At 68.9% G+C, this 25928-nt stretch carries 23 protein-coding genes; 10 read left to right on the top strand and 13 right to left on the bottom strand.

Annotated elements, in window-relative coordinates; all coding sequences use genetic code 11:
- Nucleotide 1 precedes the first annotated feature (1 nt).
- Both G8A07_RS26585 and G8A07_RS26580 read right to left on the bottom strand, forming a co-directional pair.
- On the bottom strand, nt 2–1054 hold the full coding sequence (locus G8A07_RS26585; RefSeq protein WP_195794905.1) for an ABC transporter permease: 1053 nt from the start codon (nt 1052–1054) through the stop codon (nt 2–4).
- Entirely contained in the window at nt 1051–1989 is a 939-nt protein-coding gene (locus G8A07_RS26580) for an ABC transporter permease (RefSeq protein WP_195794904.1), read from the bottom strand. Before G8A07_RS26580 ends, G8A07_RS26585 begins: the two co-directional genes overlap by 4 nt.
- Nucleotides 1990–2368: 379 nt before the next feature.
- Here G8A07_RS26580 and G8A07_RS26575 point away from each other — a divergent pair, with 379 nt between their 5' ends.
- From G8A07_RS26575 to G8A07_RS26545, 7 genes are read left to right on the top strand one after another with little or no spacing between them, the layout of a single operon-like run.
- Nucleotides 2369–4201 carry an ABC transporter substrate-binding protein gene (locus G8A07_RS26575; protein WP_195794903.1) on the top strand — a complete coding sequence of 611 codons (1833 nt, stop codon included), beginning with the start codon at nt 2369–2371 and terminating at the stop codon, nt 4199–4201.
- A gap of 14 nt (nt 4202–4215) precedes the next feature.
- Complete coding sequence (locus tag G8A07_RS26570; RefSeq protein ID WP_195794902.1) at nt 4216–6027, top strand: ABC transporter substrate-binding protein; 1812 nt, start codon at nt 4216–4218, stop codon at nt 6025–6027.
- Nucleotides 6024–7829 (top strand): ABC transporter substrate-binding protein, encoded by a 1806-nt coding sequence (locus G8A07_RS26565; RefSeq protein ID WP_195794901.1) that lies wholly within the window; start codon nt 6024–6026, stop codon nt 7827–7829. The genes G8A07_RS26570 and G8A07_RS26565 overlap by 4 nt, the downstream gene beginning before the upstream one ends.
- Nucleotides 7830–7849: 20 nt before the next feature.
- Nucleotides 7850–9688 carry an ABC transporter substrate-binding protein gene (locus G8A07_RS26560; RefSeq protein ID WP_249937153.1) on the top strand — a complete coding sequence of 613 codons (1839 nt, stop codon included), beginning with the start codon at nt 7850–7852 and terminating at the stop codon, nt 9686–9688.
- Nucleotides 9685–11502 carry an ABC transporter substrate-binding protein gene (locus G8A07_RS26555; RefSeq protein ID WP_249937152.1) on the top strand — a complete coding sequence of 606 codons (1818 nt, stop codon included), beginning with the start codon at nt 9685–9687 and terminating at the stop codon, nt 11500–11502. Before G8A07_RS26560 ends, G8A07_RS26555 begins: the two co-directional genes overlap by 4 nt.
- Nucleotides 11499–13319 carry an ABC transporter substrate-binding protein gene (locus tag G8A07_RS26550; protein WP_195794900.1) on the top strand — a complete coding sequence of 607 codons (1821 nt, stop codon included), beginning with the start codon at nt 11499–11501 and terminating at the stop codon, nt 13317–13319. Before G8A07_RS26555 ends, G8A07_RS26550 begins: the two co-directional genes overlap by 4 nt.
- Nucleotides 13316–15097: an ABC transporter substrate-binding protein gene (locus G8A07_RS26545; protein WP_195794899.1), complete on the top strand. Its 1782-nt coding sequence runs from the start codon at nt 13316–13318 to the stop codon at nt 15095–15097. The genes G8A07_RS26550 and G8A07_RS26545 overlap by 4 nt, the downstream gene beginning before the upstream one ends.
- A gap of 19 nt (nt 15098–15116) precedes the next feature.
- On the opposite strand, the gene G8A07_RS26540 is transcribed toward G8A07_RS26545, so the two are convergent.
- The 5 genes from G8A07_RS26540 to G8A07_RS26520 all read right to left on the bottom strand — a co-directional run bounded on the left by G8A07_RS26540 (nt 15117) and on the right by G8A07_RS26520 (nt 18126).
- Nucleotides 15117–15566, bottom strand: coding sequence for a DUF1801 domain-containing protein (locus tag G8A07_RS26540; RefSeq protein ID WP_213086205.1), 450 nt, complete (start codon nt 15564–15566; stop codon nt 15117–15119).
- Nucleotides 15550–16155, bottom strand: a complete 606-nt coding sequence (locus G8A07_RS26535) for a DJ-1/PfpI family protein (protein WP_195794898.1) — start codon at nt 16153–16155, stop codon at nt 15550–15552. The genes G8A07_RS26540 and G8A07_RS26535 overlap by 17 nt, the downstream gene beginning before the upstream one ends.
- Before the next feature lie 50 nt (nt 16156–16205).
- Complete coding sequence (locus G8A07_RS26530; RefSeq protein WP_195794897.1) at nt 16206–17261, bottom strand: transporter; 1056 nt, start codon at nt 17259–17261, stop codon at nt 16206–16208.
- Between the two features lie 46 nt (nt 17262–17307).
- Nucleotides 17308–17598, bottom strand: coding sequence for a hypothetical protein (locus tag G8A07_RS26525; protein WP_195794896.1), 291 nt, complete (start codon nt 17596–17598; stop codon nt 17308–17310).
- Nucleotides 17599–17670: 72 nt separating this feature from the next.
- On the bottom strand, nt 17671–18126 hold the full coding sequence (locus G8A07_RS26520) for a hypothetical protein (protein WP_195794895.1): 456 nt from the start codon (nt 18124–18126) through the stop codon (nt 17671–17673).
- Between the two features lie 279 nt (nt 18127–18405).
- Between G8A07_RS26520 and G8A07_RS26515 the strand changes: the two genes are divergently transcribed.
- Nucleotides 18406–20679, top strand: a complete 2274-nt coding sequence (locus G8A07_RS26515; protein WP_195794894.1) for a diguanylate cyclase domain-containing protein — start codon at nt 18406–18408, stop codon at nt 20677–20679.
- 18 nt (nt 20680–20697) lie between these two features.
- On the opposite strand, the gene G8A07_RS26510 is transcribed toward G8A07_RS26515, so the two are convergent.
- Nucleotides 20698–21117, bottom strand: coding sequence for a hypothetical protein (locus G8A07_RS26510; protein WP_195794893.1), 420 nt, complete (start codon nt 21115–21117; stop codon nt 20698–20700).
- 154 nt (nt 21118–21271) lie between these two features.
- Between G8A07_RS26510 and G8A07_RS26505 the strand changes: the two genes are divergently transcribed.
- Nucleotides 21272–21505 (top strand): hypothetical protein, encoded by a 234-nt coding sequence (locus G8A07_RS26505; RefSeq protein ID WP_195794892.1) that lies wholly within the window; start codon nt 21272–21274, stop codon nt 21503–21505.
- Nucleotides 21506–21701: 196 nt separating this feature from the next.
- Here G8A07_RS26505 and G8A07_RS26500 read toward each other — a convergent pair whose 3' ends face one another.
- Complete coding sequence (locus tag G8A07_RS26500) at nt 21702–22076, bottom strand: thioredoxin family protein (RefSeq protein ID WP_371816399.1); 375 nt, start codon at nt 22074–22076, stop codon at nt 21702–21704.
- A gap of 174 nt (nt 22077–22250) precedes the next feature.
- Nucleotides 22251–22763 (bottom strand): flavin reductase family protein, encoded by a 513-nt coding sequence (locus tag G8A07_RS26495; RefSeq protein WP_195794890.1) that lies wholly within the window; start codon nt 22761–22763, stop codon nt 22251–22253.
- 46 nt (nt 22764–22809) lie between these two features.
- Here G8A07_RS26495 and G8A07_RS26490 point away from each other — a divergent pair, with 46 nt between their 5' ends.
- Complete coding sequence (locus G8A07_RS26490; protein WP_195794889.1) at nt 22810–23772, top strand: M48 family metallopeptidase; 963 nt, start codon at nt 22810–22812, stop codon at nt 23770–23772.
- Between the two features lie 13 nt (nt 23773–23785).
- Here the strand turns inward: G8A07_RS26490 and G8A07_RS26485 are convergent, their stop codons facing one another.
- The 3 genes from G8A07_RS26485 to G8A07_RS26475 form a co-directional block, all read right to left on the bottom strand.
- Nucleotides 23786–24421, bottom strand: a complete 636-nt coding sequence (locus G8A07_RS26485; RefSeq protein ID WP_195794888.1) for a Crp/Fnr family transcriptional regulator — start codon at nt 24419–24421, stop codon at nt 23786–23788.
- Nucleotides 24422–24502: 81 nt separating this feature from the next.
- Nucleotides 24503–25147 (bottom strand): LuxR C-terminal-related transcriptional regulator, encoded by a 645-nt coding sequence (locus tag G8A07_RS26480; protein WP_195794887.1) that lies wholly within the window; start codon nt 25145–25147, stop codon nt 24503–24505.
- 137 nt (nt 25148–25284) lie between these two features.
- Nucleotides 25285–25926: an MBL fold metallo-hydrolase gene (locus G8A07_RS26475; RefSeq protein ID WP_195794886.1), complete on the bottom strand. Its 642-nt coding sequence runs from the start codon at nt 25924–25926 to the stop codon at nt 25285–25287.
- Between the last annotated feature and the right edge of the window lie 2 nt (nt 25927–25928).

Raw genomic sequence — 25928 nt, 5'->3', positions numbered from 1 at the left:
CTTACTCCAGGCCACGCAGTTTCGGGTCCAGCGCATCGCGCAAGGCATCGGTGAACAGCGCGAAGGCGGTCACGAACACCGCCATGAAGGCGGTCACGGCGGCCAGCTGCCACCAGTAGCCCAGGATCAGCTCGCTCTGGCTCTCGGCCAGCATCGTGCCCCAGGAGACCTGGTCCACGCCGACGCCCAGGCCCAGGTAGGACAGGATCACCTCGCTCTTGATGAAGCTCACCACATGCAGCGACAGCTGCACCAGGGCCACATGCGAGACGTTGGGCAGGATGTGCTTGAACATGCGGCTGGCCTTGGAGGCGCCGATGGCCTCGGCCGAGCGCACGTACTCGCGCACCGAATGCTTCATGAACTCGGCCCGGATCAGGCGGTAGATGCCGGGCCAGCCCGCCAGGCCCAGGATCATCACGACCGACAGCACGCCGCGGCCGAAGATCACCGCGAAGGCGAAGATCAGCAGGATCGAGGGGATGGCGGTGAAGACGTTGTAGAGCCACTCGAGGAAGTCGCCGGCCTTGCCGCCGAAGAAGCCCGAGATCGCGCCCAGCACGGTGCCGATGATGGTGGCCACGACGGCCGCCAGCACGCCCACCATGATCGAGACCTCGGCGCCCTTGATGGCCTTGGCCAGCACGTCGCGGCCCAGGCGGTCGCCGCCGAAGGTGAGGGTCTCGGACTTGACCGTCTCCTCGGTCTTGAACTGCTTGGCGCGCTCGTCCCACTCCTGATAGCGCGGGGCCAGCGGGTCGATGTCGCTCAGGTCGACGTTCGGGCCCTTGGGTACGGCGATGGTGCCGATGGCCTCGGCCGGGGCCGGGCCCATGAAGGTCGGCGGCGCGTTGGGTACGCCGACTTCCTTCTGCCAGTTCTTCGCGACCAGGCCGACGCCGGAGGCCAGCACCAGCAGCAGGAACAGCGCGACGATGGTCATGCAGACCATGCCCACCTTGTCGGCGCGCATGCGGCGCCAGGACGCGGCCCAGACGCCTTCGGAACGCTGCGCCTTCGGGGCAGTCGCGGTTTGGGAAAGCACTGCGCTCATTTCAGCACCACGCGAGGATCGACCAGCTTGTACAGCAGGTCAGTCAGGAGATTGACCACCATGGTCAGGAAGGCGATGTAGATCGCGAAGGCCTGGATCACCGGATAGTCGCTGCGGTTCACCGCCAGCAGGATCTCGCGGCCCAGACCCGGAATCGAGAAGAACACTTCCAGCAGGAAGCTGCCGACGAACACGCCCGGCAGCGCCACGGCGACGTTGGTCAGGATCGGGATCATCGCGTTGCGCAGCACATGCTTGAGCAGGATGGTGCGCTCGGTCATGCCCTTGGCGCGCGCGGTGCGCACATAGTCATGGCCGATCTCGTCCAGGAAGAAGGTGCGGTACAGGCGCGTCTGCGGGGCCAGTGCCACCGCCACCGCCACCAGCACCGGCAGCGGCGCATAGGTGGTCAGGTTGGTCCAGACGCTGTCGGTCCAGCCCTGCACCGGGAACCAGCCCAGGCGGAAGGCGAACACGTACTGCGCGACGATCACATAGACCAGCAGCGAGATCGAGACCGCCACCGTGGTGATGATCATCACCGCGCGGTCGGTCAGGCTGCCGCGCACATAGGCCACGGCCAGCGCGAAGGGGATGGCCAGCAGCACTTCCAGCAGCAGGATCGGCAGCATCACCGTCAGGGTGGCCGGCAGACGGCTGGAGAACAGGCTCGCGACCGATTCATTGGTGGCCCAGCTCTTGCCCCAATCGAAGGTGACGATCTGCTTGATGAAGATCCACAGCTGTTCCCAGACGGGCTTGTTCAGGCCCAGCTGCTCACGGATGGCGTTGATCTGTTCGGGGCTGGCATTCAGGCCGCCGAGAATTTCGGCGGGGTCGCCACCGAAGTATTTGAAGAGAAAGAACACCAGCAGCACGACACCCAACAGCGTGGGAATCATTTGCCACAGGCGCCTTATCAGGTATGCCGCCATCGCTGTCGGTCTCCATGCAAGGTCTAAAACGAAACCCCGGGCACTTGTGGCGCACGGGGTCCCAGGCGAAAACAGGCGCGAGTCTAATGGAGGCCAGCCCCGGGACAACCCGCATTTGCCCTGGGTTTGCAGGGAAAACGCGCCCAAACATCCGATGGCATCGGGTCGGCCGGCGGTTTTATGGGCCAAAATGCGCGCCCAGCGCACCCCAAGCCGGCCGGCCTGGGGTTGCCGTGCATGGCTTTTGGCCGCTTGGCGCCGTAGACTGCGCGGCTTCTCCGAGCCCGCGCCCATCACGCGCCGGCTCCCTGGATATGAGGCAACGCCGCCGCCCACAAGGACGACGGTGCCCTGGCTTTCGATAAGGATTTCTGACGTGATGCGACGTGGTTTTGCACGGGCCGCCTGCCTGGCCGCCCTGCTCGGCACCCTTTCCCTGACCGCCGCCGCCCAGGCGAGCGAGTCTCCCAAGGTGCTGAGGTATTCCTTCCGCGTTGCGGAAACCGGCTTTGATCCCGCGCAAATCACCGATCGTTATTCGAAAGCCGTTTCGGCCGGCATCTTCGAGGCGCCGCTGGAGTTCGCCTATCTGGCGCGGCCCTTCCAGATGCGCCCATCCACCGCGGTGGCGATGCCCGAGGTGTCGGAGGACTTCAAGACCCTGACCTTCAAGATCCGCTCCGGCATCTACTTCAACGACGACCCGGCCTTCAAGGGGCAGAAGCGCGAGCTGACCGCGGCCGACTACATCTACTCGATCAAGCGCCACTACGACCCCAAGCTGAACAGCCGCAATCTCTACCTGCTGGAGAACGTCGGCATCCTGGGCCTGTCGGAACTGCGCAAGGAAGTGCTGGCCAGCAAGAAGCCCTTCGACTACGACCGCCCGGTCGAGGGCCTGCAGCTGCTGGACCGCTACACCTTCCGCATTCGCTTGAGTGTTGGCGATCCGCGCTTCATCAACCAGTTCGCCGATTCGGCCTTCCTCGGCGCGCTGGCGCGCGAGGTGGTCGAGTTCTACGGCGAGAAGAAGATCATGGAGCACCCGGTCGGCACCGGGCCCTACCGCCTGGCCGAATGGCGCCGCAGCTCGCGCATCGTGCTGGAGCGCAATCCGAACTACCGCGAGGAGTTCTACAACGAACAGCCGCCCGCCGATGCCGACCCGGTGCTGAAGGCCCAGGCCGCCAAGCTGAAGGGCCGGCGCCTGCCGCTGACCGACCGTGTCGAGATCGCGATCATCGAGGAGAACCAACCGCGCTGGCTGTCCTTCCTGCGCGGCGAGGCCGATGTGCTGGAGGAGGTGCCGTCGGAATATGTCAGCCTTGCGACGCCCAACGGCAAGCTGGCGCCCAATCTGGCCAAGCAGGGCATGCGTTCGGTGCGCTTCCCCTATCCCGAGGTCGCGTTCTCCTACTTCAATATGGAGGACCCGGTGGTCGGCGGCTACACGCCGGACAAGGTCGCGCTGCGTCGCGCGATCTCCCTGGCGGTGGACATCGACAAGGAGATCATGCTGCCGCGCCGCGGCCAGGCGATGGCCGCCCAGGGCCCGTTCAGTCCCGGCACCTACGGCTACCGCCCGGACTACAAGTCCGAGATGAGCGAGTTCAACCTGCCCAAGGCCAAGGCCCTGCTCGACATGTATGGCTATGTCGACAAGGACGGCGACGGCTGGCGCGACCTGCCGGATGGCAAACCGCTGCTGCTGGAGTATTCGACCCAGCCGGACAGCCAGAGCCGCCAGCTGATCGAGCAATGGCAGAAGAATATGGACGCGCTGGGCGTGCGCATCGAGTTCAAGACCGCCAAATGGCCCGAGAACCTGAAGAGCGCCAACGCCGGCAAGCTGATGATGTGGGGCGTCTCCTGGGTCGCCACCGCGCCGGACGGCGACACCTTCCTGGCGCTGGGCGACGGCCGCGCCAAGGGCCAGTCCAACAAGTCGCGCTTCGACCTGCCGGCCTACAACGCGCTGTACGAGAAGCAGAAGATGCTGCCCGATGGCCCCGAGCGCCAGGCGGTGATGGAGCAGGCGGCCAAGCTGATGATCGCCTACATGCCCTACAAGATCTCGGTGCACCGCCTGTTCACCGACCTGGCCCAGCCCTGGGTGATCGGCTTCGACCGCAACGTGTTCCTGCGCGACTTCTGGCAGTACGTGGACATCGACAACGAGGTGCTGGCGAAGCAGCAAGGCAAGACTCCCTGAGCTGGATGGGCCCGATGAAGAAGATCCTGACCCGGGCCCTGCTGGCCTGCGCAGCGCTGGCGGCGGCTCCACTGGCGCAAGGGAGCGGCGATGCACCCAAGGTGTTGCGCTATGCCTTCCTGATCGCCGAGACCGGCTTTGATCCGGCCCAGATCACCGATCTCTATTCACGCGCCGTCACGGCCCATGTCTTCGAGACGCTGTACCACTACGACCCGCTGGCCCAGCCCGCCAAGCTCCGGCCCCTGACCGCCGCGGCGATGCCCGAGGTCAGCGACGATTTCCGGACCTGGACCATCCGGATCCGGCCGGGCATCTTCTTCACCGACGATCCGGCCTTCGGCGGCAAGAAGCGCGAGCTGGTCGCCGAGGACTATGTCTACAGCTTCAAGCGCTTTGCCGATCCGGCGGTCAAAAGCCCGTTCTGGTCCACCTTCGACGATGCCGGCCTGCTGGGCCTGAAGGCGCTGCGCGAGCGGGCGCTGAAGCACAAGACGCCCTTCGACTATGCCGCGCCGGTCGAAGGCCTGCGCGCGCTGGACCGCTACACCCTGCAGCTGCGCACCGAGCAGGCCCGCCCGCGGCTGATCGAGGCGATGATGGCCGGCTCCGACCTCTATGGCGCGGTGGCGCGCGAGGTGGTCGAGGCCTATGGCGACCGCATCATGGCCCATCCGGTCGGCACCGGCCCCTTCCAGCTGAAGAGCTGGCGGCGCAGCTCGCAGATCGTGCTGGAGAAGAACCCCGGCTATCGCGAGCGCTTCTATGAGGCGGAACCGGCCGCGGACGATGCCGAGGGTCGGGCGGTGCTGGCGCAACTCAAGGGCCGCCGCCTGCCGATGATCGACCGGGTCGAGATCGCGATCATCGAGGAGGCCCAGCCGCGCTGGCTGTCCTTCATCAATGGCGAGAAGGATTTCCTGGAGCGCGTGCCGGCCGACTTCATCAGCCAGGCCATGCCCAACGGGAAGGTCGCGCCCAATCTGGCCAAGCGCGGCATCCAGGGCTTTCGCATCGTCGGCCCCGAATCGACGATGACCGTGTTCAATATGGAGGACCCGGTGGTCGGCGGCATGGCGCCGGAGCGGGTCGCGCTGCGCCGCGCGATCAGCCTGGCGATCGACATTCCGCGCGAGATCCAGCTGGCCCGGCATGGCCAGGCGATCCCGGCGCAGTCGCCGGTGGTGCCGCACACCACCGGCTACACGGCCGATTTCAAGAGCAGCCTGAGCGACCATGATCCGGCCCGCGCCAAGGCCCTGCTGGAGCTGTACGGCTACCGCGATCGTGACGGCGATGGCTGGCGCGAGCAGCCCGATGGCCAGCCGCTGCTGCTGGTGCGCCATACCCAGCCCGACAACGCCTCGCGCCGCCTCGACGAGCTGATGCAGAAGAACCTGCAGGCGGTCGGGCTGCGCCTGACATTCAAGACCGCCAAATGGCCGGAGAACCTGAAGAGCGTGCGCGGCGGCAAGTTCCAGATGTGGGGCGTGGCCTCGGCGGCCGACCGTCCCGATGCCCAGCCGGCGCTGCAGCGCCTCTATGGGCCGGCCATCGGCGGGCAGAACCTGTCGCGCTTCGACATGGCCGAGTTCAACGCGCTGTACGAGCGCATGCAGGCCCTGCCGGATGGCCCGGAGCGCCTGGCCCTGATCCATGACGGCAAGCGCCTCGCCGCCACCTACCTGCCCTACAAGCAGCATGTGCACCGCATCCTGACCGACATGGCCCAGCCCTGGCTGAGCGGCTACCGCCGCCCGCTGTTCGCGCTGGACTGGTGGCAGTACGTGGACATCGATAACAGCAAGCGTCCCTCACACCCATGATCAAGAAGACTCTTTGGCGCGCCGGCCTGGTCGGCCTGCTGGCCCTGCAGCTCGGTGCCGGCTCGGTGCAGGCGGCCGAACCCAAGTTGATCCGCTACGCCTTCCCGGTGGCCGAGACGGGTTTCGACCCGACCAAGATCCTTGACATCTACTCGCGCATCGTCACCGCCCATATCTTCGAAGGCCTGTACAGCTACGACCATCTGGCGCAACCGGCGCGGCTGATCCCGCTGACGGCCGAGGGCATGCCGGTCTCCAGCGAAGACTTCCGCACCTGGACCTTCAAAGTCAAGCCCGGTATCTACTTTGCCGATGATCCGGCCTTCAAGGGCAAGAAGCGTGAGCTGGTGGCCGCGGACTACCTCTATGCGCTCCGGCGTGTGGCCGACCCCGAGGTGGTTTCGCTCCATTGGAGCGAAATCGAGGGGCTGGCTATCCAGGGGCTGGCCGAGTACCGCGACCAACTGCGACAGTCCGGTAAGCCCTTCGACTATGACAAGCCGATCGCGGGTCTGCGCGCGCTCGACCGCTACACCCTGCAGCTGCGCCTGGACAAACCGCGCCCGCGACTGCCCCAGATCATGGCCCAGACCGACCTTTATGGGGCTGTCGCGCGCGAGGTGATCGAGGCCTATCCGGGCAAGACCATGGAGCATCCGGTCGGCACCGGCCCCTTCGTGCTGAAGGAATGGCGCCGCAGCTCGAAGATCGTGCTGGAGCGCAACCCCGGCTACCGGGAGCGTTACTACGAGGCGGAGCCGGCCGCCGATGATGTCGAGGGTCAGGCCTTGCTGGCTCGTTTCAAAGGGCGTCGCATCCCGATGATCGACCGGGTGGAGGTGTCCATCATCGAGGAGAGCCAGCCGCGCTGGCTGTCCTTCCTCGGCGGTGAGTTCGACCTGCTGGAGCGCGTGCCCAATGAGTTCATCAGCCAGGCGATGCCGAATGGCAAGCTGGCGCCCAATCTGCTCAAGAAGGGCATGCATGGCTATCGGGTGCTGACCCCGGACGTGGGCTTCTGGGTCTTCAACCTGGAAGATCCGGTGATCGGCGGCTACACGCCCGAGCGCGTCGCGCTGCGCCGTGCCATCTCGCTGGCCTCGGACATGGACCAGGAGATCCGCGTGGCCCGCCGCGGCCAGGCCATCGTCGCGCAATCGATCTATCCGCCGGGCACCAGTGCCTACGATCCCGCGTTCAAGAGCGAGATGAGCGACTACGACCCGGCGCGCGCCAAGGCCCTGCTGGACATGTATGGCTATGTGGACAAGGACGGTGACGGCTGGCGCGACCGCCCCGACGGCAGCCCGCTGGTGCTGGAAAGCCTGACCACACCGGACGGCGCGCAGCGGCAGGTCGACGAGATCTGGCAGAAGTCCCTGAGCAAGGTGGGGCTGCGCGTAAGCTTCAAGGTGGGCAAGTGGCCAGAGAACTACAAGGCGCTGCGCGCCGGCAAGTTCCAGATCTGGAGCCTGGCCACCTCGGCCTCGATGCCCGATCCGCAGGATTTCCTGAGCAGCCTGGCTTCCAGCTATATCGGCAGCCAGAACTTCGCGCGCATCCGCCTGCCGGCGGCCGACCGCCTGTTCGAGCAGGTCGGTCCGATGCCTGACGGTCCCGAGCGTGCCGCCCTGTTCCGCGAAAGCGATCGCATCATGGCCGCTTACATGCCCTACAAGCACAAGGCGCATCGATTCATCACTGACCTGGCCCAGCCGCAGCTGATCGGCTATCGCCGCCATCCGTTCAAGCAGGATTGGTGGAGCTACGTGGACATCGAAGCCGACAAGAAGCCGCACTGACCAACGCAAGAGCCCCCGCCATGACGCTGCTGCCGAAGATGTTCAAGTCCCTGATGATGATCTGCGCCGCGACCGGCGGCATGCTGGCGTTTTCCAGCGCGGGGGCTGCGCCGGCACAGCCGGCCGAGCCGAAGGTGTTCCGCTATGCCTTCCTGATCGCCGAGACGGGCTTCGATCCGGCGCAGATCAGCGACCTGTACTCGCGCATCGTCACCGACCATATCTTCGAGGGGCTCTACAAGTACGACTATCTGGCCCGGCCCTACAAGGTCCGGCCCAATGTCGCGGCGGGCATGCCGGAGATCAGCGAGGACTACAAGGTCTGGACCGTGAAGATCCAGCCGGGCATCTATTTCGCTCCCGACGACGCCTTCGGTGGCAAGAAGCGCGAGCTGGTGGCGGAGGACTTTGTCTATGCGCTGAAGCGCTTCTTCGACCCCGCGTCCAAGAGCCCGGCCTATTCCTACTTCAATGATGCCGGCATCCTGGGCCTGGACGAACTCCGCCAGGAAGCGCTGAAGCACAAGAAGCCCTTCGACTATGACAAGCCGGTCGAGGGCCTGCGTGCGCTGGACCGCTACACGATCCAGTACCGGCTGAAGGCACCGCGCCCGCGATTTATCTTCAGCCTGGCCGGCGGCGACCAGTACGGCGCGGTGGCTCGTGAGGTGATCGAGCATTACGCCGGGCGCACGATGGAGCACCCGGTCGGTACCGGCCCCTTCATGCTCAGCAAATGGCGCCGCAGTTCCCAGATGGTGCTGGAGAAAAATCCGAACTATCGCGAAACCTATTACGACGCCGAGCCGAATGCCGATGATGTCGAGGGTCAGGCCTTGCTGGCCAAGTTCAAGGGCCGGCGCCTGCCGATGCTGGACCGGGTCGAGGTCTCGATCATCGAGGAGAGCCAGCCGCGCTGGCTCTCCTTCCTGAACCGCGAGCTCGACTACATCAGCGTGCCGCTGGAGTTCTCGAACATCGCCGCGCCCAACGGCAAGGTCGCACCGAACCTGGCCAAGCAGGGTGTCCAGATGCAGCGCCTTGTCAATGTCGACCGCACGCTCTATTACTTCAACATGGAAGATCCCGTGGTCGGGGGCTATACGCCGGAACGGGTGGCACTGCGGCGCGCGATCGCGCTGGGCACCGATACGCAGCGCGAGATCAACACGGTGCGGCGCGGCCAGGCCGTGATCGCGCAATCGGTGGTCGCGCCCGGCACCTGGGGCTATGACCCCGACTACAAGAACGAGAACGGCGACTACGATCTGCCGCGCGCTCGTGCCCTGCTCGAGATGTACGGCTATGTCGATCGCGACGGCGACGGCTGGCGCGAGCAGCCGGACGGCAAGCCGCTGCTGATCGAATATGCCAGCCAGCCCGACGCGCTGTCGCGCAGCTTCGACGAGCTGTGGAAGCGCAATATGGACAACCTGGGCCTGAAGCTGAACATCAAGGCCGGCAAATGGCCCGAGCAGCTGAAGGCCGCGCGCGCCGGCCAGCTGATGATCTGGCAGCTCGGCTATACCGCGAGTACCCCCGACACCCAGCCCGGCCTCGAGATCCTCTACGGTCCGACCTCGGGCGGGCAGAACCTGGGGCGCTTCAAGCACAAGCGTTTCGACGAGGTCTACGAGCAGATGCAGCGCCTGCCCGACGGGCCGGAGCGCTTGGCCCTGCTGCGCGAGGCGCAGAAGATCACGACGGCCTTCATGCCGCAGAAGTTCCTGGTGCACCGCGTGCTGACCGAGCTGAGCCAGCCCTGGGTGACCGGCTACCGCCGGCCCCTGTTCGGCAACCAGTTCTGGCAGTACATCGACGTGGACATGGATCGGAAGAAGGCGAGGACCGGCTCGTGAGGGCGCGTCGCTGCTGGGCGGCGGCCTGCTGCGCGCTGCTGATGGCCGTGGCTGCTGCGCCGGTCGCCGAGGCGCAGGTTCAGCCCCCGCCCAAGGTGCTGCGCTACGCCTTCAACGCCGCCGAAACCGGCTTCGATCCGGCGCAGCTGCAGGATCTCTATTCGCGCATCATCGTCAGCCATATCTTCGACGGGCTGTACGAGTACGACTACCTGGCCCGGCCCTACAAGATCCGGCCCAATGTCGCGCAGGACCTGCCGGAGAGCTCGCCCGACTTCAAGGTCTGGACCATCCGGATCAAGCCCGGGATCTACTTCGCCGACGACCCGGCCTTCGGCGGCAAGAAGCGCGAGCTGGTGGCGCAGGATTTCGTCTATGCGCTGAAGCGCTTCTTCGACCCGGCCAACAAGAGCCCGGCCTATACCAACTTCAGGGATGTCGGCATCCTGGGGCTGGAAGAGTTGCGCCAGGCCGCGCTGAACGACAAGAAGCCCTTCGACTACGACAAGCCGATCGAGGGCCTGCGCGCGCCGGACCGCTACACCCTGCAGTTCCGGCTGAAGGCGCCGCGGCCGCGCCTGCTCTTCAACCTGGCTTCCAGCGACCTGCTCAACGGCGTGGCGCGCGAGGTGGTGGAGTATTACGGCGACAAGATCATGGCGCATCCGGTCGGCACCGGGCCCTTCATGCTGAAGAGCTGGCGGCGCAGCTCGCTGGTCGTGCTGGAGAAGAACCCCGGCTACCGCGAGCGCTACTACGATGCCGAGCCGAATGCCGATGACGCCCAGGGCCAGGCCTGGCTGGCGCGCTTCAAGGGCCGGCGCCTGCCACTGGTGGACCGGGTCGAGGTGGCGATCATCGAGGAGGACCAGCCGCGCTGGCTGTCCTTCCTGAACGGCGAGTTCGATCTGTCCTGGGTCGTGCCCGCCCCCTTCGCCACGGTGGCCACGCCCAAGGGCAAGCTGGCGCCCAACCTGGCCAGGCAGGGCATCCAGATGGAGCGCATCCTGGCTGCGGACCGCTATCTTTACTACTGGAACATGGAAGATCCGGTGGTGGGCGGCATCACGCCCGAGCGCGTGGCCCTGCGCCGCGCCATCGCCCTGGGCACCGACATCGGGCGCGAGATCAGCATGGTCTGGCGCGATCAGGCGGTGCGGGCCGAGTCGGTCGTGGCGCCCTATACCTGGGGCTATGAGGATCGCTACAAGAATCCGCAGAGCGACTACGACCCGGCGCGCGCCAAGGCCCTGCTGGACATGTATGGCTATGTGGACAAGGACGGCGACGGCTGGCGTGACCAGCCCGACGGCCAGCCCCTGGTGATCCGCTATGCGAGCCAGCCCGACGCCCGCTCGCGCTCCTTCGACGAGATGTGGCAGCGCGACCTGTCCGCGCTGCAGATCCGCCTGGAGGTCAAGGTGGCCAAGTGGCCCGAGAACCTCAAGTCGGCGCGTGCCGGCCAGCTGATGGTGTGGCAACTGGGCTTCAGCTCCAACACGCCCGATGTGCAGCCCGGGCTGGAGCTGCTGTACGGCCCGTCGAGCGGCAACCAGAACTTCAGCCGCTTCCGCGACGCCCGTTTCGATGCGATCTACGAGCAGATGCAGGCCCTGCCCGACGGCCCCGAGCGCCTGGCCCTGCTGCGCGAGGCGCAGCGGATCACCGCGGCCTATGCGCCGAACCGCTATCTGGTGCATCGCATCATCACCGACCTCAGCCAGCCCTGGCTGATCGGCTACAAGCGCCCACCGTTCGCCCTGCAGTTCTGGCAGTACGTGGACATCGACACCGACAAGCAGAAGCCGCAATGAGCCCGTCGCGCTGCTTGATCGCCGCGTTGGCGGTTCTTGTGGCGGCGACGGCCGCCGTTCCGGTCTGGGCCCAGGGGCTGGCACCCAAGATCCTGCGCTATGCCTTCGAGATCGCCGAGACCGGCTTCGATCCGGCGCAGATCTCGGACACCTATTCGCGCACCATCACGCCGCATATCTTCGAGGCGCTCTACGCCTACGACTACTTGGCGCGGCCGGTGAAGATCCGCCCGCTGACGGCCGCGGCGCTGCCCGAGGTGTCCGCCGACCATCGCGTCTGGACCATCCGCCTGCGGCCGGGCATCTTCTTCGCTGTGGACCCGGCCTTCAAGGGCCGCAAGCGCGAGCTGGTGGCCGAGGACTATGTCTACAGCCTCAAGCGCGTGGCCGACCCCGCCAACAAGAGCGCGGCGGGCTGGGCCCTGCTGGAGGAGCAGGGCATGCTGGGCCTGGCCGAGCTGCGCCGGCAGGCGCTGCGCGACAAGCAGCCCTTCGACTATGCCCAGCCGATCGAGGGCCTGAGGGCGCTGGACCGCTACACCCTGCAGATCCGCGTGCGCGAGCCGCGCCCGCGCCTGCTGTACCTGCTGGCGCAAAGCGATCTGTTCGGCGCGGTGGCGCGCGAGGTGATCGAGGCCTATCCCGGTGCCGCGATGGAGCATCCGGTCGGCACCGGCCCCTTCGTGCTGAAGGACTGGCGGCGCAGCTCGCTGATCGTGCTGGAGCGCAACCCCGACTACCGCGAGCGCTATTTCGACGCCGAACCGGCCGCCGACGATGCCGAGGGCCAGGCCATCCTGGCGCGGTTGAAGGGCCGGCGCCTGCCGATGATCGACCGGGTGCAGATCTCCATCATCGAGGAGAGCCAGCCGCGCTACCTGTCCTTCGTCAACGGCGAGCATGAGCTGCTCAATCGCGTGCCGCCGGAGTTTGTCAATGTCGCGCTGCCGGGCGGCCGTGTCGCACCGAATCTGCTCCGGCAGGGCATCCGCCTGCACCGGGTGCTGGGGGCCGAGAGCGCCTATACCTTCTTCAATCTCGAGGATCCGACGGTCGGCGGCTACGCGCCGGGCCAGGTGGCGCTGCGCCGCGCGATCTCGCTGGCGCTGGACATGGAGCGCGAGATCAACGGCGTGCGGCGCGGCCAGGCGGTGGTGGCGCAGTCGCCGCTGGTGCCGCATACCAGCGGCTACGACCCGAACTACAAGAGCGTCAACGGCGACTTCGACCCGGCGCGCGCCAAGGCCCTGCTGGACCTCTATGGCTATGTCGACCAGGACGGCGACGGCTGGCGCGACATGCCCGACGGCAAGCCCCTGGTGATCGAGGTCGCGACCCAGCCGGATGCGCTTTCGCGCCAGTACGACGAGCTGTGGAAGCGCAACTTCGACGCGGTCAACATCCGGACGCGCTTCTTCTCCGGCAAATGGCCGGAGCAGCTGAAGCAGGCCCGCGCCGGCAAGCTGCAGCTGTGGATGCTGGCGAACAGCGCCACCTCGCCCGACGGCCTGAGCCAGCTGCAGCGCCTCTACGGCCCCGCGACCGGCGCGCAGAACTATGCGCGCTTCCAGCTGCCGGCCTTTGATCGGCTCTACGAGCGCATGCAGCTGCTGCCCGATGGGCCGGAGCGCGAGGCCCTGTTCCTGCAGGCCAAGCGCCTGCAGGCCGTCTACGTGCCCGAGAAGACCCATGTGCACCGCATCATCAACGACCTGTCGCAGCCCTGGCTGATCGGCTACCGGCGCCCGCTGTTCCGCAACGAGTTCTGGCATTTCGTCGACATCGACCCGCAGCAGCAGCGGGGCGCCGCGCGATGAAGCGCCGCACCCTGCTGGCCGGTGCCGCGCTGCTGCCCACCGCCCCGGGTGCGCAGCCTCTTTCATCGTCGGCCCGCCCCAAGACCCTGCGCCTGGCCTACAACAGCGCCGAGGTCGGCTTCGACCCGCCGCAGGTCTCGGACCAGACCTCGGTGGCGGTCAATGCGCATATCTTCGAGGCGCCGCTGACCTACGACTATCTGGCGCGCCCGGCGCGGCTGATCCCGCAGACCTGCGCGGCCCTGCCCGAGGTCGGCGACGAGCATCGGCGCTTCGTCTTCACGCTCCGGCCCGGCATCTTCTTTGCCGACGATCCGGCCTTCGGCGGCAAGCCGCGCGAGCTGGTGGCGGCGGACTATGTCTACACCCTGAAGCGCTTCTTCGACCCGCGCATCAAGACCGAGCATCTGCACCATTTCGAGAACGCGCAGATCCTCGGCATGCAGGCCTTGCGCGAGCGCGCGATTCGCGCCAAGCGCGGGCTGGACTATGACGCGGCGGTCGAGGGCCTGCGCGCGCTGGACCGCTACCGCTTCGAGATCCGCGTCGCGCAGAGCGCGCCGCGCCTGACCCAGCTGTTCGCCGATGCCGGCCTGACCGGTGCGATCGCGCGCGAGGTGGTCGAGGCCTATGGCGGCGACATCATGGCCCATCCGGTCGGCACCGGCCCGTTCCGGCTCGCGCGCTGGCGGCGCGGCTCGCAGATCCTGCTGGAGCGCAACCCGCGCTTTCGCGAGCAGTTCTTCGCCGCCGAACCGCCGGCCGACGACGCCGAGGGCCAGGCCCTCGTGCAGCGCCTGGCCGGGCGCCGCCTGCCGCTGGTGGACCGGGTCGAGGTCAACGTGATCATCGAGGAGCAGCCGCGCTGGCTGGCCTTCGCGACCGGCGAGCTGGACGTGGTGGAGATGCCCACCGGCGTTGCGCCGCTGGTGCTGCCCGGCGGCCGCCTGGCGCCGCACCTGGCCAAGCGCGGCATCCAGGCGCGCAGCAGTCTGGGACCGGACACGCGCCTGACCTTCTTCAACTTCGACGATGCCCAGGTCGGCGGCTACACGCCCGAGAAGGTGGCGCTGCGCCGCGCGATCGCGCTGGGCCTGGACAACGAGGCCGAGCTGCGCCTGGTGTTCAAGGGCCAGGGCTTGCCCGCGCAGTCGCTGCTGCCGGCCGCGGTCTACGGCCATGACCCGGTGCTGAAAAGCGAGATGGGCAGCGCCGACCTGCCGCGCGCCCGCGCGCTGCTGGACCTCTACGGCTATCGCGATGTCGACGGCGATGGCTATCTGGAGAACCCCGACGGCTCACGCCTGACCCTGCGCCTGGCGGGCGTCGAGGACCAGCGCCAGCGCGCGCTCAACGAGCTGTGGAGGAAGCGCATGGACCTGCTGGGCCTGCGCCTGGAATTCGACATCGGCACCTTCGGCGAGCTGATCAAGAAGACCCTGGCCGGCCAACTGATGATGTGGAGCTACAGCTGGAACATCAGCTTCCCGGACGGCGACTTCTTCCTCGGCATGGCCTACGGCCCCAACGCCGGCCAGTCCAACGACGCGCGCTTCAAGCTGCCCGCCTACGACCGCCTCTACGAAACCCAGCGCGCGCTGCCCGACGGCCCGGAGCGCCTCGCGCTGATGCGCCGCGCCAATCGCATGATGCTGGCCTACATGCCCTATCTGGCGCATTGGCATGCGCTGCGCACCGACCTGTGCCAGCCCGGCGTGAGCGGCTATCGGCGGCATCCGTTCACGCGGGATTGGTGGCGCTTCGTCGACCTGGCCTGAGCGCGCAGGGAGTTTCGAATCAGACCGGGGGCTCGCGCCGCCGCCGTGCGTCCATGTCGCGGCAGGCGCGTTCGATCAGGGCCTCCAAGGCCGCGGCATCGACGGCCTCGCCGGGGCGCAGCTTCACATGGCGCATGAACCGGCCGCTGCCCTGCAGCAGTCCCGCCGGATCGGCCAGGCCGGTGCCGAGGAAGAAGCCGACATTGACATGCGCGCGGAAGGCATTGACATAGGCATAAGCCGCATCGCCGACACAGGCGGTCGGGTGGCCGTCGTGCAGCAGCTCGCGCAGCTCGGCGCCGGCGCAGCGGCGGATCACCGCGAACCAATGCCGTGCGATCTCGCCCAGCTCGTCCGCCTGTCCCGCCATCCAGGCCTCGATGGCCGGGTCATGCGCCATGGCGTCGGGAAAGCGCATCAGGCGGACCGCCGCGCGCGGTACCTCGATGCGTTCAGGCCTGCTGGCCATAGGCCCGCCGCGCCGGATAGCTGACCAGCTCGGCCGCTTCCTGTGGCGCGATCACGCCCAGTGCCAGGGCCACCGCCGCGGCGTACTGCCGATAGGCCCAGGGTTGCGCGGTGATGAGCCGCCCGTCCCGCACGAGGTCGGCGCGGACGAACTCCAGGCCCTCCCAGTAGTTGGCCGTCGCCGCGACCGCTTCCGGCGCTGCATGTTCCGGCGTGTAGTTGTGGGTGCCGCGGCGGCCGCGCAGCCGGCCCGAGGCCGCCAGCACCAGATTGCCGGCACAGATGCCGGCCAGCAGGCAGCCGCGCTCGTCCAGCGCGGTGAGCGCGGCCGCGGCCCGGTTGCTCGGCAGCAGGATGCTGCGCGGATCGCCGCCGGGAATCAGCAGGGCGGCCGGCTCCTCCCGTGCCAGTTCCGCACAGCTGCCGGATGCGGCCACCTCCGCGCCGTTCGAGGCGGCATGGGGCGCGCCGTCGGGCGTGTAGTAGCGGATGGCGTGGCGCGACCGCAGGGTCTCGGCCGCCAGCGCGATCTCGAAGAAGATGCAGCCCGGGTAGAGCAGCACGGCAACAAAGGGCGGCGTCGAGGGCATGTTCAACCTGGTTTGCGCGTTCCACCCATTTCACCATGCTGCCGTTCGCGCTAGCGCCGCATGCGCCGCAGGGCCAGAAACGCGATCAGCCCGGTCAGCCCGGCAATCAGGCTCACCATGATCCAGAAGCCATGGCCGTGCTCGGCCAGGGGAATGCCGCCGACGTTCATGCCGAACAGGCCCGAGACCAGGTTGATCGGCAGCGCCAGCACCGTGACCATGGTCAGGGTGAACAGGCTGCGGTTGTTGTCCTCGGCGACGCGGGCGGCGCTCTCGTCCTGCATCAGCTTGATGCGCTCCTGCAGCGCCGCGATGTCGCCCAGCACCAGCGCGAACTCCTCGCTGGCGCGGCGCAGCTGCTCGCGGTCCTCGCTGGCCAGCCAGGCCGGCGGGCGGCTCAGGGTGCGCATCAGCGCGCTGGGCTCGGGCGCCAGCAGGCGCTGCAGCCGCACCATCAGGCGGCGCAGCCGCGCGATCTCGCCGCCATGCCCCTCGTGCTTGCCGGCCAGCAGCGCATCCTCGATGTCGTCGACCCGCATCGTCGCCTGGCGCACGATGCGCTGCAGCTCGTCGGCCTGGTCGCTCAGCAGATGGTCCAGCAGCGCGACGCTGGAGGCCAGCGGCTCGCCGCGCTTGACCGCCATGCGCAGCCGGTCCACCGAGCGCAGCGGCTGGCGCCGCGCGCTCAGTACCAGGCCCGGCCCGACCGCCAGCCACAGGGTCGCGACGTCGCTGGCGTCGAAGCTGAAGTCGAAAGTGATGTCGTTGATCACCGCGAACAAGGTGTCGCCGTCGCGCTCGATGCGGGTGGAGCGCGACGAGCCCTCGTGCAGCGCCTCGTAGAAGCTGTCCGGCAGCTCGGCATGGGTGCGCATCCAGGCCTCGGCGCCGGCATGGCTGAGGTTCAGGTGCAGCCAGACGAAGCTGCCCGGCTCGTCGGGCGCCGCGCCCGCCAGCGGCAGCGCCGCCTCGGCGGAGGCGATCGCCTCCGCCGCCCGGCCGGGGCGGAAGCGGTAGCCGCAGATCAGGCCATGGGCATCGGCGCCATAGCTGGGCAGCGTGGGTGGCAGCAGGGTGGCGGCCGGCGGTTGGGGCGTGTTCAGCATCGGGCCATGCGAACGACGCCGGCGGCGAGAATCGGTCGAGCGATGGTCAATGCCGCGGCGGGCTGCCGAAGCGGCCGGCGGTCAGGTCGGCGAAGGCACTGAACAGCCAGGGGCTGCCCGGCGCAATCGCGTAGAGCTGGCGGTGCCCGGTCGAGCGCCGGCGCAGGGTCAGCAGCCGGTCGGGCAGGCCGATCGCCCGCAGGCCGTCCGGTGGCCCGGCGGTCAGCTCGAAGTCGCTGGGCTCGAAGCCGGCCAGCGCCAGGGTGCCGGAAAGGGTGCGCCAGAGCTGGTCCGGTGCCGTCGGGGGAGCGGGCTGATGCGGTGGCTGCGCGGCCATGATGACTGCCTGTCGTCGGATCGATGGCAGCCAGTATGGTCGGCACGCGTGACGGGCCGATGAAGACGTCGCTCAGGCGGCCGCGGCCAGCACGCGCTCGCGGAACAGCGCCGCGCGCTCGGCGTCGGCCGAGCGGGTGATCTCGGCCGCGCATTCGTCCAGCCAGGCGGCGAAGCTCGATTCCGAGTCGACCGCGCGGGCGCCCTCGCGCAGGCCCTGGTCGCGCCCGGCCAGCATGCGCGCGGCCAGGTCCAGCGCGAAGAACTTGGCCCGCACCAGGCGCTGCGCGCGCTCGCGCCCGGCCTGGCCCTGCTCGCCCGCCCAGGCGATCAGGCCCTGGCCGCGTAGCTGCTCGAAGGCCGATTGCGGCTGCAGGCCCAGTCCACGCGCCAGCGTGGCCAGCTCGCCCAGCGGCTTGCGGCCGTCGACCATGATCAGCAGCATGCGCAAGCCGGCCGGGATGGCCTGACGCGGGCCCGCCAGCAGGCGGTGCGCGAGCTCGGTCTTGTGCGGGATGGCGTGGTCCATGACGTTGACAGCGTGAGCCCGCGATGCTGCGATACCGATATGGCAGGCCGATGACGCCGGCATGACAGCGGCGCGGCCGGTGCGCGACGCGATGGCCAATGCCGAGGCGGTGGACTGGTTCGCGCGCTTCGCCGCGGGGCGCGCCAGCCCCTGAATCGGGGGCATCGCCCGGCTTTCCCAAGCTCGTGGCGGCGGCGTATGCTGGACCGCAGGACCGCCCGGCGAGGCGGGATCAGGCTGTGCAGGGACGGACCATGCGATGTGGAAGGTCTCGGCATCATGCCCTTGCAGTTCCTGGGTCGCCGGCGCAACAGGCTGGACCTGCTGGTCTGGGCTCTGCCGCTGCTGGGCGTGGCCACGATTGCAGGGCTTTGCCTCTTGATCTGGGGCCAGTTGACGACCGAGCGGCAGCAGGTCGAGCGCGAGGCCGAGGCCCGCGTCACCGGCCTGACCCAGGCCTTCGAGGAATATGCGCGGCGCAGCCTGCAGCAGGTCGACCTGATCAGCAATTTCGCGGCGCTGCAGGTCGAGCAGCGCGCCCGCGGCGAGGATTGGGCCGGCGGCGCGCAGACCAGCCTGCTGAAGCTGGGTCTGGCGGAGCTGCCCGGCGTGATCGGCTTCTACCTGGCCGATGCGCGCGGCCGCGTGCTGGATGCGACCCGGCCGATGGCGGTGGAGGAGGTCGGCGGGCGCGACTATTTCCTAGTGCATCGCGACCCCGGCTCGGCGGGCCTGTTCATCGCCCGGCCCGAGCCGGGGCGCGCCGGCCAGCCCTGGCAGCTGCCGCTGACGCGCCGGTTGCAGCATGGCGACGGCGACTTCGCCGGCGTGCTCGTCGTGCTGCTGGATCCGCGCCATTTCACCGACTTCTACCGCGCCAGCCAGTTCGGCCGCCAGGGCGTGGTCGCGCTGGTGGGCCTGGACTGGGTGCTGCGCGCGCGCCGCTCCGGCGAGCGCCTGTGGTTCGGCGACACCGCCGGCAACAACTACCTGATCGAGCAGCTGAAGCGCTGGCCCGAGGGCAGCTATGTCGCCGGCAGCAAGCTCGACGGGGTGCAGCGTCGCCTGGCCTACAAGACCATGCAGGGCTATCCGCTGGTGGCCCTCGGCGGCCTGAGCCTGGAGGAGGTGCTGGCGCCCTACGAGGCGCGGCGCGCGCTGCTGCTGCGCCTGACCGCGCTGGCCTGCCTGGCCCTGCTGCTGGCCTTCGGCGGGCTGAGCCTGGCCGCGGCCAGCCTGCGGCGCAGCCAGGCGGCGCGCGAACGCGCGCGCGCGCAGTTCGAGGCCGCCTGGGACGCCAGCACCGATGCCTTCTGGATGCTGCGCGCCGAGCGCGATGCGCGCGGCAATCTGCTGGACTTCCGCTTCAGCCATTGCAATGCGCGCGGCGCCCAGCTGCTGGGCAAGAGCAAGGAGGAGCTGATCGGCCGGCTGCGCAGCGAGGTGTTCCCGGACGGCGGCGACAGCCGCTTCCTGATGCTGTACTGCGCGGCGCTGCGCAGCCGTCGCACCCTGCAGGACGAGTTCGGCCTGGACATGCCGGCGGCGCGCGGCCTGAGCCTGCAGCACCAGGTGGTGCCGGTCGGCGACGGCGTGGCGCTGACCCTGCGCGACGTCACCGCCGAGCGCCAGCGCGAGGCCGCGATGCTGCGCACCCAGGCCGCGCTGCAGGCCACCGAAAAGCGCCTGCGCGACATCACCGACAACCTGCCGGTGCTGATCTCCTACGTCGACACGCAGGAGCGCCTGAGCTTCCTGAACGCCACCTTCCGCGCCTGGACTCGCATGGAGCCGGAGCAGGCGCTGGGGCGGCCGATCAAGGAAGTGCTGGACGAGCGGCGCTATGCGCAGCGCGCGCCCTGGTTGCGTCGCGCGCTGGCCGGCGAGCGGGTCAGCTTCGAGCTGGAATCCGAGCGAGATGGCCAGCCCCTGTGGCTGCGCAACGACTATGTGCCGGACTTCGGCCCCGATGGCGTGGTGCAGGGCATCTACGGCCTGAGCCAGGACATCACGGTGCTGAAGGAGGTGCAGCGCGAGCTGCTGGCGCTGGCGCGCCACGACAGCCTGACCGGGCTGGCGAACCGGCACCAGTTCGACGAGGTGCTGCCGCTGGCGCTGGCGCGCGCCGCGCGCAGCGGCCGGGCGCTGGCCCTGCTGTTCCTCGATGTCGACAAGTTCAAGTCCATCAACGACAGCCTGGGCCATGCGATGGGCGACGCGGTGCTGAAGGAGTTCGCGCGCCGGCTGCGCGAGAGCGTGCGCAGCGTCGACCTGGTGGCGCGGCTGGCGGGCGACGAGTTCGTCGTGATCCTGGAGGAACTCAGCGGCGAGGAGGAGCCGGCGCTGGTGGCGCACAAGATCGCTGCGGCGATCGCCCGTCCCTTCGAGCTGGAGGGCCAGCGCCTGCAGGTCACGACCAGCATCGGCATCGCGTATCAGAGCGGCGGTGGCGCGGCGACGGTGACGCCGGCGGCCCTGCTGCAGCGCGCCGACGAGGCGCTCTACGAGGCCAAGGGCGCGGGCCGCAACACCTTCAGGCAGACCGCCTTCTAGGCCGGCCTGCCTGCTGCATCAGAAGGCCACGGCCGTGCGGGCCGCACCGCCCGCCGGGGCGGAGCGGCGCAGGCCGATCTGCTCCAGCGTGGCGAAACTCAGCACGCCGGCGATATGCACGACCAGAAAGGCCAGGCCCAGGGCGGTCGCACCGCCGCCCAGCATCAGCCCGGCGCAGCCCAGCGCCCAGCCGACATTGCCGATCACGACGAACTGCACCAGCGCCGCCCACAGGCGGGCCCGGCTGGCCATCACCAGCAGCAGCGCGACATAGGCGACCAGGAACAGGCCGGTGCCGGTCAGCAGCTCGGCCGGCAGGCCCAGCGGTGCCGCCAGCTCCTTGGCGAACAGCAGCTGCAGGGCCGCCATCGCGGCGCCGACGACGGCATCGGCGATCAGCGCGAACTTCAGGAACGGCGAGGGCAGGATCGATCTCATGGTGAGGCTCCGGTGGTTGAGTGGGTGAGGAAGAAACCTGTTTGCGTTGAGCGCTACTGTGCGCAAACCCGCGCTGCGCGTCGATGACCTGTCAGGTCATGACGATCGGCATGCTTGACGCCTGCTACCTAGGTGTACTGCTGTACTGGTACACATGACAGATGCCCTGCATTTCAGCGTCAACACCGGCGCCAGCGAACCGATCTACCGCCAGCTGGTGGCGGGTCAGGAAATCCCCTCGGTGCGCGAGCAGGCCCAGCTGCGGGCGGTGCACCCGATGACGATCTCCAAGGCCTACAGCCTGCTGGAGGTGGGGGGCTGCTGGCGGGCCTGCCGCTGCTGCTATGGCTCTCCGCCCTGGCGCGGCCGGGGCTGGCGCTGGCGGTGAGCGGCGGCATCGTGCTGCTGGGCGGCTGGATGGCGCTGTGTTCCAGCGTGCTGCAGCAGAACCATCCGCAGCTGGCCCGACTGATGCCCGGCCATGTGCAGCGCCTGCGTCAGGTGCTGCTGGCGAGCCTGGCGCTGGCGCCTGGCGATAGTCGCGCCGCAGGCCTTCCCGGCCGGGCGCGCCTGAGGGCGCAGCCCTACTGGATCCACTCCAGGATCTGCGGCGCCTGCAGCGCACCGCTGATGCGCTGCACCTCCTGGCCGGCGCGCAGCTGGGCCAGGGTTGGGATCGCGCGGATCGCGAAGCGCTGGGCCAGGCGGGGGTTGGCGTCGCTGTTGACCTTGACCATCAGCGCGAGGCCCTTCAGCTGCCTGGCGGCCTGGTTCAGCTGCGGCTCCATCATGCGGGCCGGGCCGCTCCAGGGGGCCCAGAAGTCGACCAGCACCGGCAGCTCGCTGCCGGCGACGACCGCGTCGAAGTTCGCCTCGGTCAGCTCCAGCACCTCGCCGCTGAGCAGCGGTCGGGCACAGCGTTCACAGCTGGGGTCGAGCCGCGCAGCGGCCTCGGGCACATGGTTTCGGGCTTGGCAATGGGAACAGGTGAGCAACATCTTGGGACCTTTCGCGGGCTGCCGATCGTTGCCGGCTGGCGCCCGTACGAAATTGTCCCGAGCCCGGTCGTTTCCAGGCGTTTCCGGATCGGCTCTTGCGTAACGGTCTGCGTCGAAATCGGGCCGCAAGGCCCATCAAATCGGCAATTCCGTGTAATACCGCCCACCGTGGAAGAGCAGCGGCTGGGCCTGCGGCTGGGCCTCGCAGCTCTCGACCTCGCCGACGAAGATGACATGGTCGCCCTCTTCGTAGCGGCTGCGGTTGGCGCATTCGAACACCGCGGCCACGCCCTCCAGCACCGGCGCGCCGCCGGCGCCCTCGCGCCAAGCCACGCCGGCGAAACGGTCGATGTCGCGGGTCGCGAAGCGCTGGGCCAGCGCCTTCTGGTCGGCGGCCAGGATATTGATCGCGTAATGCGAGCCGCGGCTGAACACCGCCATCGAGGCGGCGCTGCGCGCCAGGCTCCACAGCACCAGCGGCGGCGACAGCGAGACCGAGTTGAAGGAATTGGCGGTCAGCCCGACCAGGGTGCCGTCCGGGCCGCGCGCGGTGACGATGGTGACGCCGGTGGCGAACATGCCCAGGGCGGCGCGGAACTGCTGCGTGTCGAAATGGGCGCCCGCAACGGGCGTGGGAGGCGTGACCATGGGCGCTATTGTCGGTCAGGTCATTGATCTGGCTCAGAATACGGGCATGCATCACGACGACTTCCGCTGCCACGACGATCTGCGCCTGCCCTATGAACCCGCCTATGGTTTCGGCCGTTGCGCCTGCCGCGCCTGCGAGGGCGTTGCCGCGCCGCGCCGCCGCCTGTTCACCGGTCTGCTGGGCGCCGGAGCGCTGGGCGCGGCGCTGCCGGCCTGGGCCCGCGAGGGCGTCGAGGTCGGGTCGCAGAGCAGCATTTCCAAGCTGGTGCCGGCCGAGCAGGTCGAGCAGGCCGGCGCGCAGCAGTACCAGCAGATGATGGCCCAGGCGCGCCAGCAGAACGGGCTGGCGCCGGACGGCAACCCGCAGCTGCAGCGCCTGCGTGCGATCGCCGAACGCATCATTCCGCATTCCTACGGCTGGAACCCGCGCGCGCGCCAGTGGCGCTGGGAGGTCAACCTGCTGGGCAGCGCCCAGCTGAACGCCTTCTGCATGCCGGGCGGCAAGATCGCCTTCTATTACGGCATCCTCGAGAAGCTGAAGCTGAGCGACGACGAGGTCGCGACCATCATGGGCCATGAGGTGGCCCATGCGCTGCGCGAACATGCGCGCGAGCGCATGGCCAAGACCACCGCGACCCGCGTCGGCGCCAACCTGCTGTCCGGCCTGCTGGGCCTGGGCAATGTCGGCGACGCGGTGCTGAGCATGGGCAGCCAGCTGCTGACCCTGAAGTTCGGCCGCGAGGACGAGAGCGAGGCGGATCTGGTCGGCATGGAGCTGGCCGCGCGCGCCGGCTACAACCCGGCGGCCGGCGTCAGCCTGTGGCAGAAAATGGGCGAGGCCAGCAAGGGCGCGCCGCCGCAATGGCTGTCCACCCACCCGGCCGGCCCGAGCCGGATCCGCGACATCCAGGCCAACCTGCCCAAGGTCGAGGGCCTGTACGCGCGCGCCGAGAAGCCGGCGCGCCGCTACGAGGTCGCGCCGCCGCTGCCGGCGGCCAAGCGCGGCTGACGGCGCCGCCGGCTCACCAGCGCCCGGGCAGCGGCCGCAGCAGCTGGTAGCGCCCGGTGCCGGCGCGTGCCAGGTATTCGCCCAGCTCCAGGTCCTTGATCAGCTTGGAGACCATCTCGCGCGAGCAGCCCAGGCGCTGCGCCATCGCCTGGTGCGTCAGGCGCTCGTCCGGCGCGCTTTCCAGCAGGGCCTTCAGCCGGCCGTAGACATCGTTGAGCGCCAGCTGCTTGGTCGACAAGGTGGCCGCGCGGGCGCGCCGGATTACGCGGGTCAGCAGGTCCAGCGCGAATTCGGGGTGCTGGGCGATATGGGCCAGGATCGATTCGCGCGTCAGCATCACGCAGCGGCTCGGCTCCTCGGTGATCACGCTGGCCGAGCGCGGGCCGCCGTCCAGGCTCATCTCGCCGACGTAGTCGCCGGCGCCGTAGCTGCCATAGGTGACCTCGCGGCCGCGGGCGTCGCAGCCGAAGGCGCGCAGCCGGCCCGACAGCACCAGGTAGATGCAGTCGCCCTGCGTGCCCTCCTCGATCAGCAGGGTGCCCTTGCGATAGCTGCGCGCCAGGCCGCGCGCGGCCAGTTCGGCCAGCGGGGCGGGCAGGCCCGCCAGGGCGGGCTCGAGGATCGGCGCAAGAACGGCGGACGTGTCCATGGGCGCTCTCCAGGCCGACGGCCCGGGGAGGGGGCCGTTCGAAGCGCCACATGTTAGAGGATGTAAGTCGGCGCGTCAGTGTCAGTTGTACAGGGCGGACATCAGCGGCGGCAGCACCGCCAGCTGGCGCAGCAGCTCGCGGATGCTGGGGGCGCCGGACTTGGCGCGGATGCTCTGGATCTGGGTGCGCACCGTCGAGATCGCCACCCCCTGGCTCTGCGCGACGCTGCTGGGCTCATGGCCATCGCTGAGCGCCTTCAGCACCTCGGTCTCGGCCGGGGTCAGGCCGTAGCGCAGCGCGAACCATTGCGCGGCCAGCGCGCCGCAGAGCTGGCGCCGCTCCAGCACCAGCAGCACCGCGGCCTGCTCGACATCGCGATTCAGCGGCACCACCACCACATTGGCCTGCTCGCTGCCCTCGCCCAGGCGCAGCAGGCAGCGCCGGCCCTCGCCCTCGGCCTGGGCCAGGGCCTCGTACAGCGGCTTGATGTCCTTGGCGCTGCGGGCGCGCAGCTGGCCGCCCAGCAGCTGCAGCGGGTACTGCGCGTCCATGGTCTGGCGGGCGGCGCGGTTGCTGTGCAGCACCGCGCCGCGCTGGTTCAGCAGCAGCACGCCGTAGTCCAGTTCCTCCAGCACCAGCCCCAGCCAATGGCTGCTCAGTGAGGCCGCGGCGCGGCGTTCGCGGCGGAATTCGGGGCTCGGCGAGGCGGTGGCGATGTCCATCATGATGGGCTCCCTGTGCGGTGGTGAGGACGGAAGTAACAAACCGTACTGTCACCAAGCATAGGGAGACGCCCCGCGCGGCGGCGGTGAATCTTGCGGGCGGCTTTTGTGAAGAATTCACCTTGCCGCCCGGGCGCGGCTCAGGTATTGCGCAGGTAGGGGTTGCTGCGCCGCTCGCGGCCGAAGCTGCTCTCCGGGCCATGGCCGGGGATGAAGACCGTCTCGTCGCCCATCGGCCAGAGCCGCTCGGTGATCGAGGCGATCAGGGTCGCATGGTCGCCGCCGGGGAAATCGGTGCGGCCGATGCTGCCGGCGAACAGTACGTCGCCGACGAAGCAGCGCTGCGCCGCGGCCGAGTGGAACACCACATGGCCCGGCGTGTGGCCGGGGCAATGGCGCACGGCCAGGGTCTCGTGGCCGATCTGCAGCGTGTCGCCGTCCTGCAGCCAGCGCGTCGGCGTGAAGCCCTCGGCCGGCGGGAAGCGGAACATCGCGCTCTGCTGCGGCAGGCCGTCGATCCAGAACTGGTCGCCCGGGTGCGGGCCGATGATCGGCAGGCCCTGCTCGCGCGCCAGCTGGCCGGCGCCGCCGGCATGGTCGATATGGGCATGGGTCAGCCAGATCGCCTTCAGTGCCAGCCCCTGCTCGGCGACGGCGGCCAGCAGGCGCGGCAGCTCGCCGCCGGGATCGACCACCGCGGCGTCCAGGGTCTGGTCGCACCACAGCAGGGAGCAGTTCTGGGCGAAGGGCGTGACGGGGAGGGTGAGGTAGCGCAGGCTCATGG

This window comes from Roseateles sp. DAIF2 (assembly GCF_015624425.1).
Classification (GTDB): domain Bacteria; phylum Pseudomonadota; class Gammaproteobacteria; order Burkholderiales; family Burkholderiaceae_C; genus Kinneretia.
Note: the sequence above shows the minus strand (reverse complement) of the source record. Positions and strands in the feature narration are given on the sequence as shown.

Bases quoted from the DNA above. Each gene is read 5' to 3' on its own strand.
- G8A07_RS26565 (WP_195794901.1), top strand. From the start codon at position 6,024: ATGATCAAGAAGACTCTTTGGCGCGCCGGCCTGGTCGGCCTGCTGGCC.
- G8A07_RS26520 (WP_195794895.1), bottom strand. From the start codon at position 18,126: ATGGACCACGCCATCCCGCACAAGACCGAGCTCGCGCACCGCCTGCTG.
- G8A07_RS26505 (WP_195794892.1), top strand. From the start codon at position 21,272: ATGACAGATGCCCTGCATTTCAGCGTCAACACCGGCGCCAGCGAACCG.
- G8A07_RS26545 (WP_195794899.1), top strand. From the start codon at position 13,316: ATGAAGCGCCGCACCCTGCTGGCCGGTGCCGCGCTGCTGCCCACCGCC.
- G8A07_RS26530 (WP_195794897.1), bottom strand. From the start codon at position 17,261: ATGCTGAACACGCCCCAACCGCCGGCCGCCACCCTGCTGCCACCCACG.
- G8A07_RS26560 (WP_249937153.1), top strand. From the start codon at position 7,850: ATGACGCTGCTGCCGAAGATGTTCAAGTCCCTGATGATGATCTGCGCC.
- G8A07_RS26495 (WP_195794890.1), bottom strand. From the start codon at position 22,763: ATGGTCACGCCTCCCACGCCCGTTGCGGGCGCCCATTTCGACACGCAG.
- G8A07_RS26525 (WP_195794896.1), bottom strand. From the start codon at position 17,598: ATGGCCGCGCAGCCACCGCATCAGCCCGCTCCCCCGACGGCACCGGAC.
- G8A07_RS26535 (WP_195794898.1), bottom strand. From the start codon at position 16,155: ATGCCCTCGACGCCGCCCTTTGTTGCCGTGCTGCTCTACCCGGGCTGC.
- G8A07_RS26585 (WP_195794905.1), bottom strand. From the start codon at position 1,054: ATGAGCGCAGTGCTTTCCCAAACCGCGACTGCCCCGAAGGCGCAGCGT.
- G8A07_RS26575 (WP_195794903.1), top strand. From the start codon at position 2,369: ATGCGACGTGGTTTTGCACGGGCCGCCTGCCTGGCCGCCCTGCTCGGC.
- G8A07_RS26490 (WP_195794889.1), top strand. From the start codon at position 22,810: ATGCATCACGACGACTTCCGCTGCCACGACGATCTGCGCCTGCCCTAT.
- G8A07_RS26540 (WP_213086205.1), bottom strand. From the start codon at position 15,566: ATGGCCAGCAGGCCTGAACGCATCGAGGTACCGCGCGCGGCGGTCCGC.
- G8A07_RS26570 (WP_195794902.1), top strand. From the start codon at position 4,216: ATGAAGAAGATCCTGACCCGGGCCCTGCTGGCCTGCGCAGCGCTGGCG.
- G8A07_RS26480 (WP_195794887.1), bottom strand. From the start codon at position 25,147: ATGATGGACATCGCCACCGCCTCGCCGAGCCCCGAATTCCGCCGCGAA.
- G8A07_RS26580 (WP_195794904.1), bottom strand. From the start codon at position 1,989: ATGGCGGCATACCTGATAAGGCGCCTGTGGCAAATGATTCCCACGCTG.
- G8A07_RS26475 (WP_195794886.1), bottom strand. From the start codon at position 25,926: ATGAGCCTGCGCTACCTCACCCTCCCCGTCACGCCCTTCGCCCAGAAC.
- G8A07_RS26510 (WP_195794893.1), bottom strand. From the start codon at position 21,117: ATGAGATCGATCCTGCCCTCGCCGTTCCTGAAGTTCGCGCTGATCGCC.
- G8A07_RS26550 (WP_195794900.1), top strand. From the start codon at position 11,499: ATGAGCCCGTCGCGCTGCTTGATCGCCGCGTTGGCGGTTCTTGTGGCG.
- G8A07_RS26515 (WP_195794894.1), top strand. From the start codon at position 18,406: ATGCCCTTGCAGTTCCTGGGTCGCCGGCGCAACAGGCTGGACCTGCTG.
- G8A07_RS26485 (WP_195794888.1), bottom strand. From the start codon at position 24,421: ATGGACACGTCCGCCGTTCTTGCGCCGATCCTCGAGCCCGCCCTGGCG.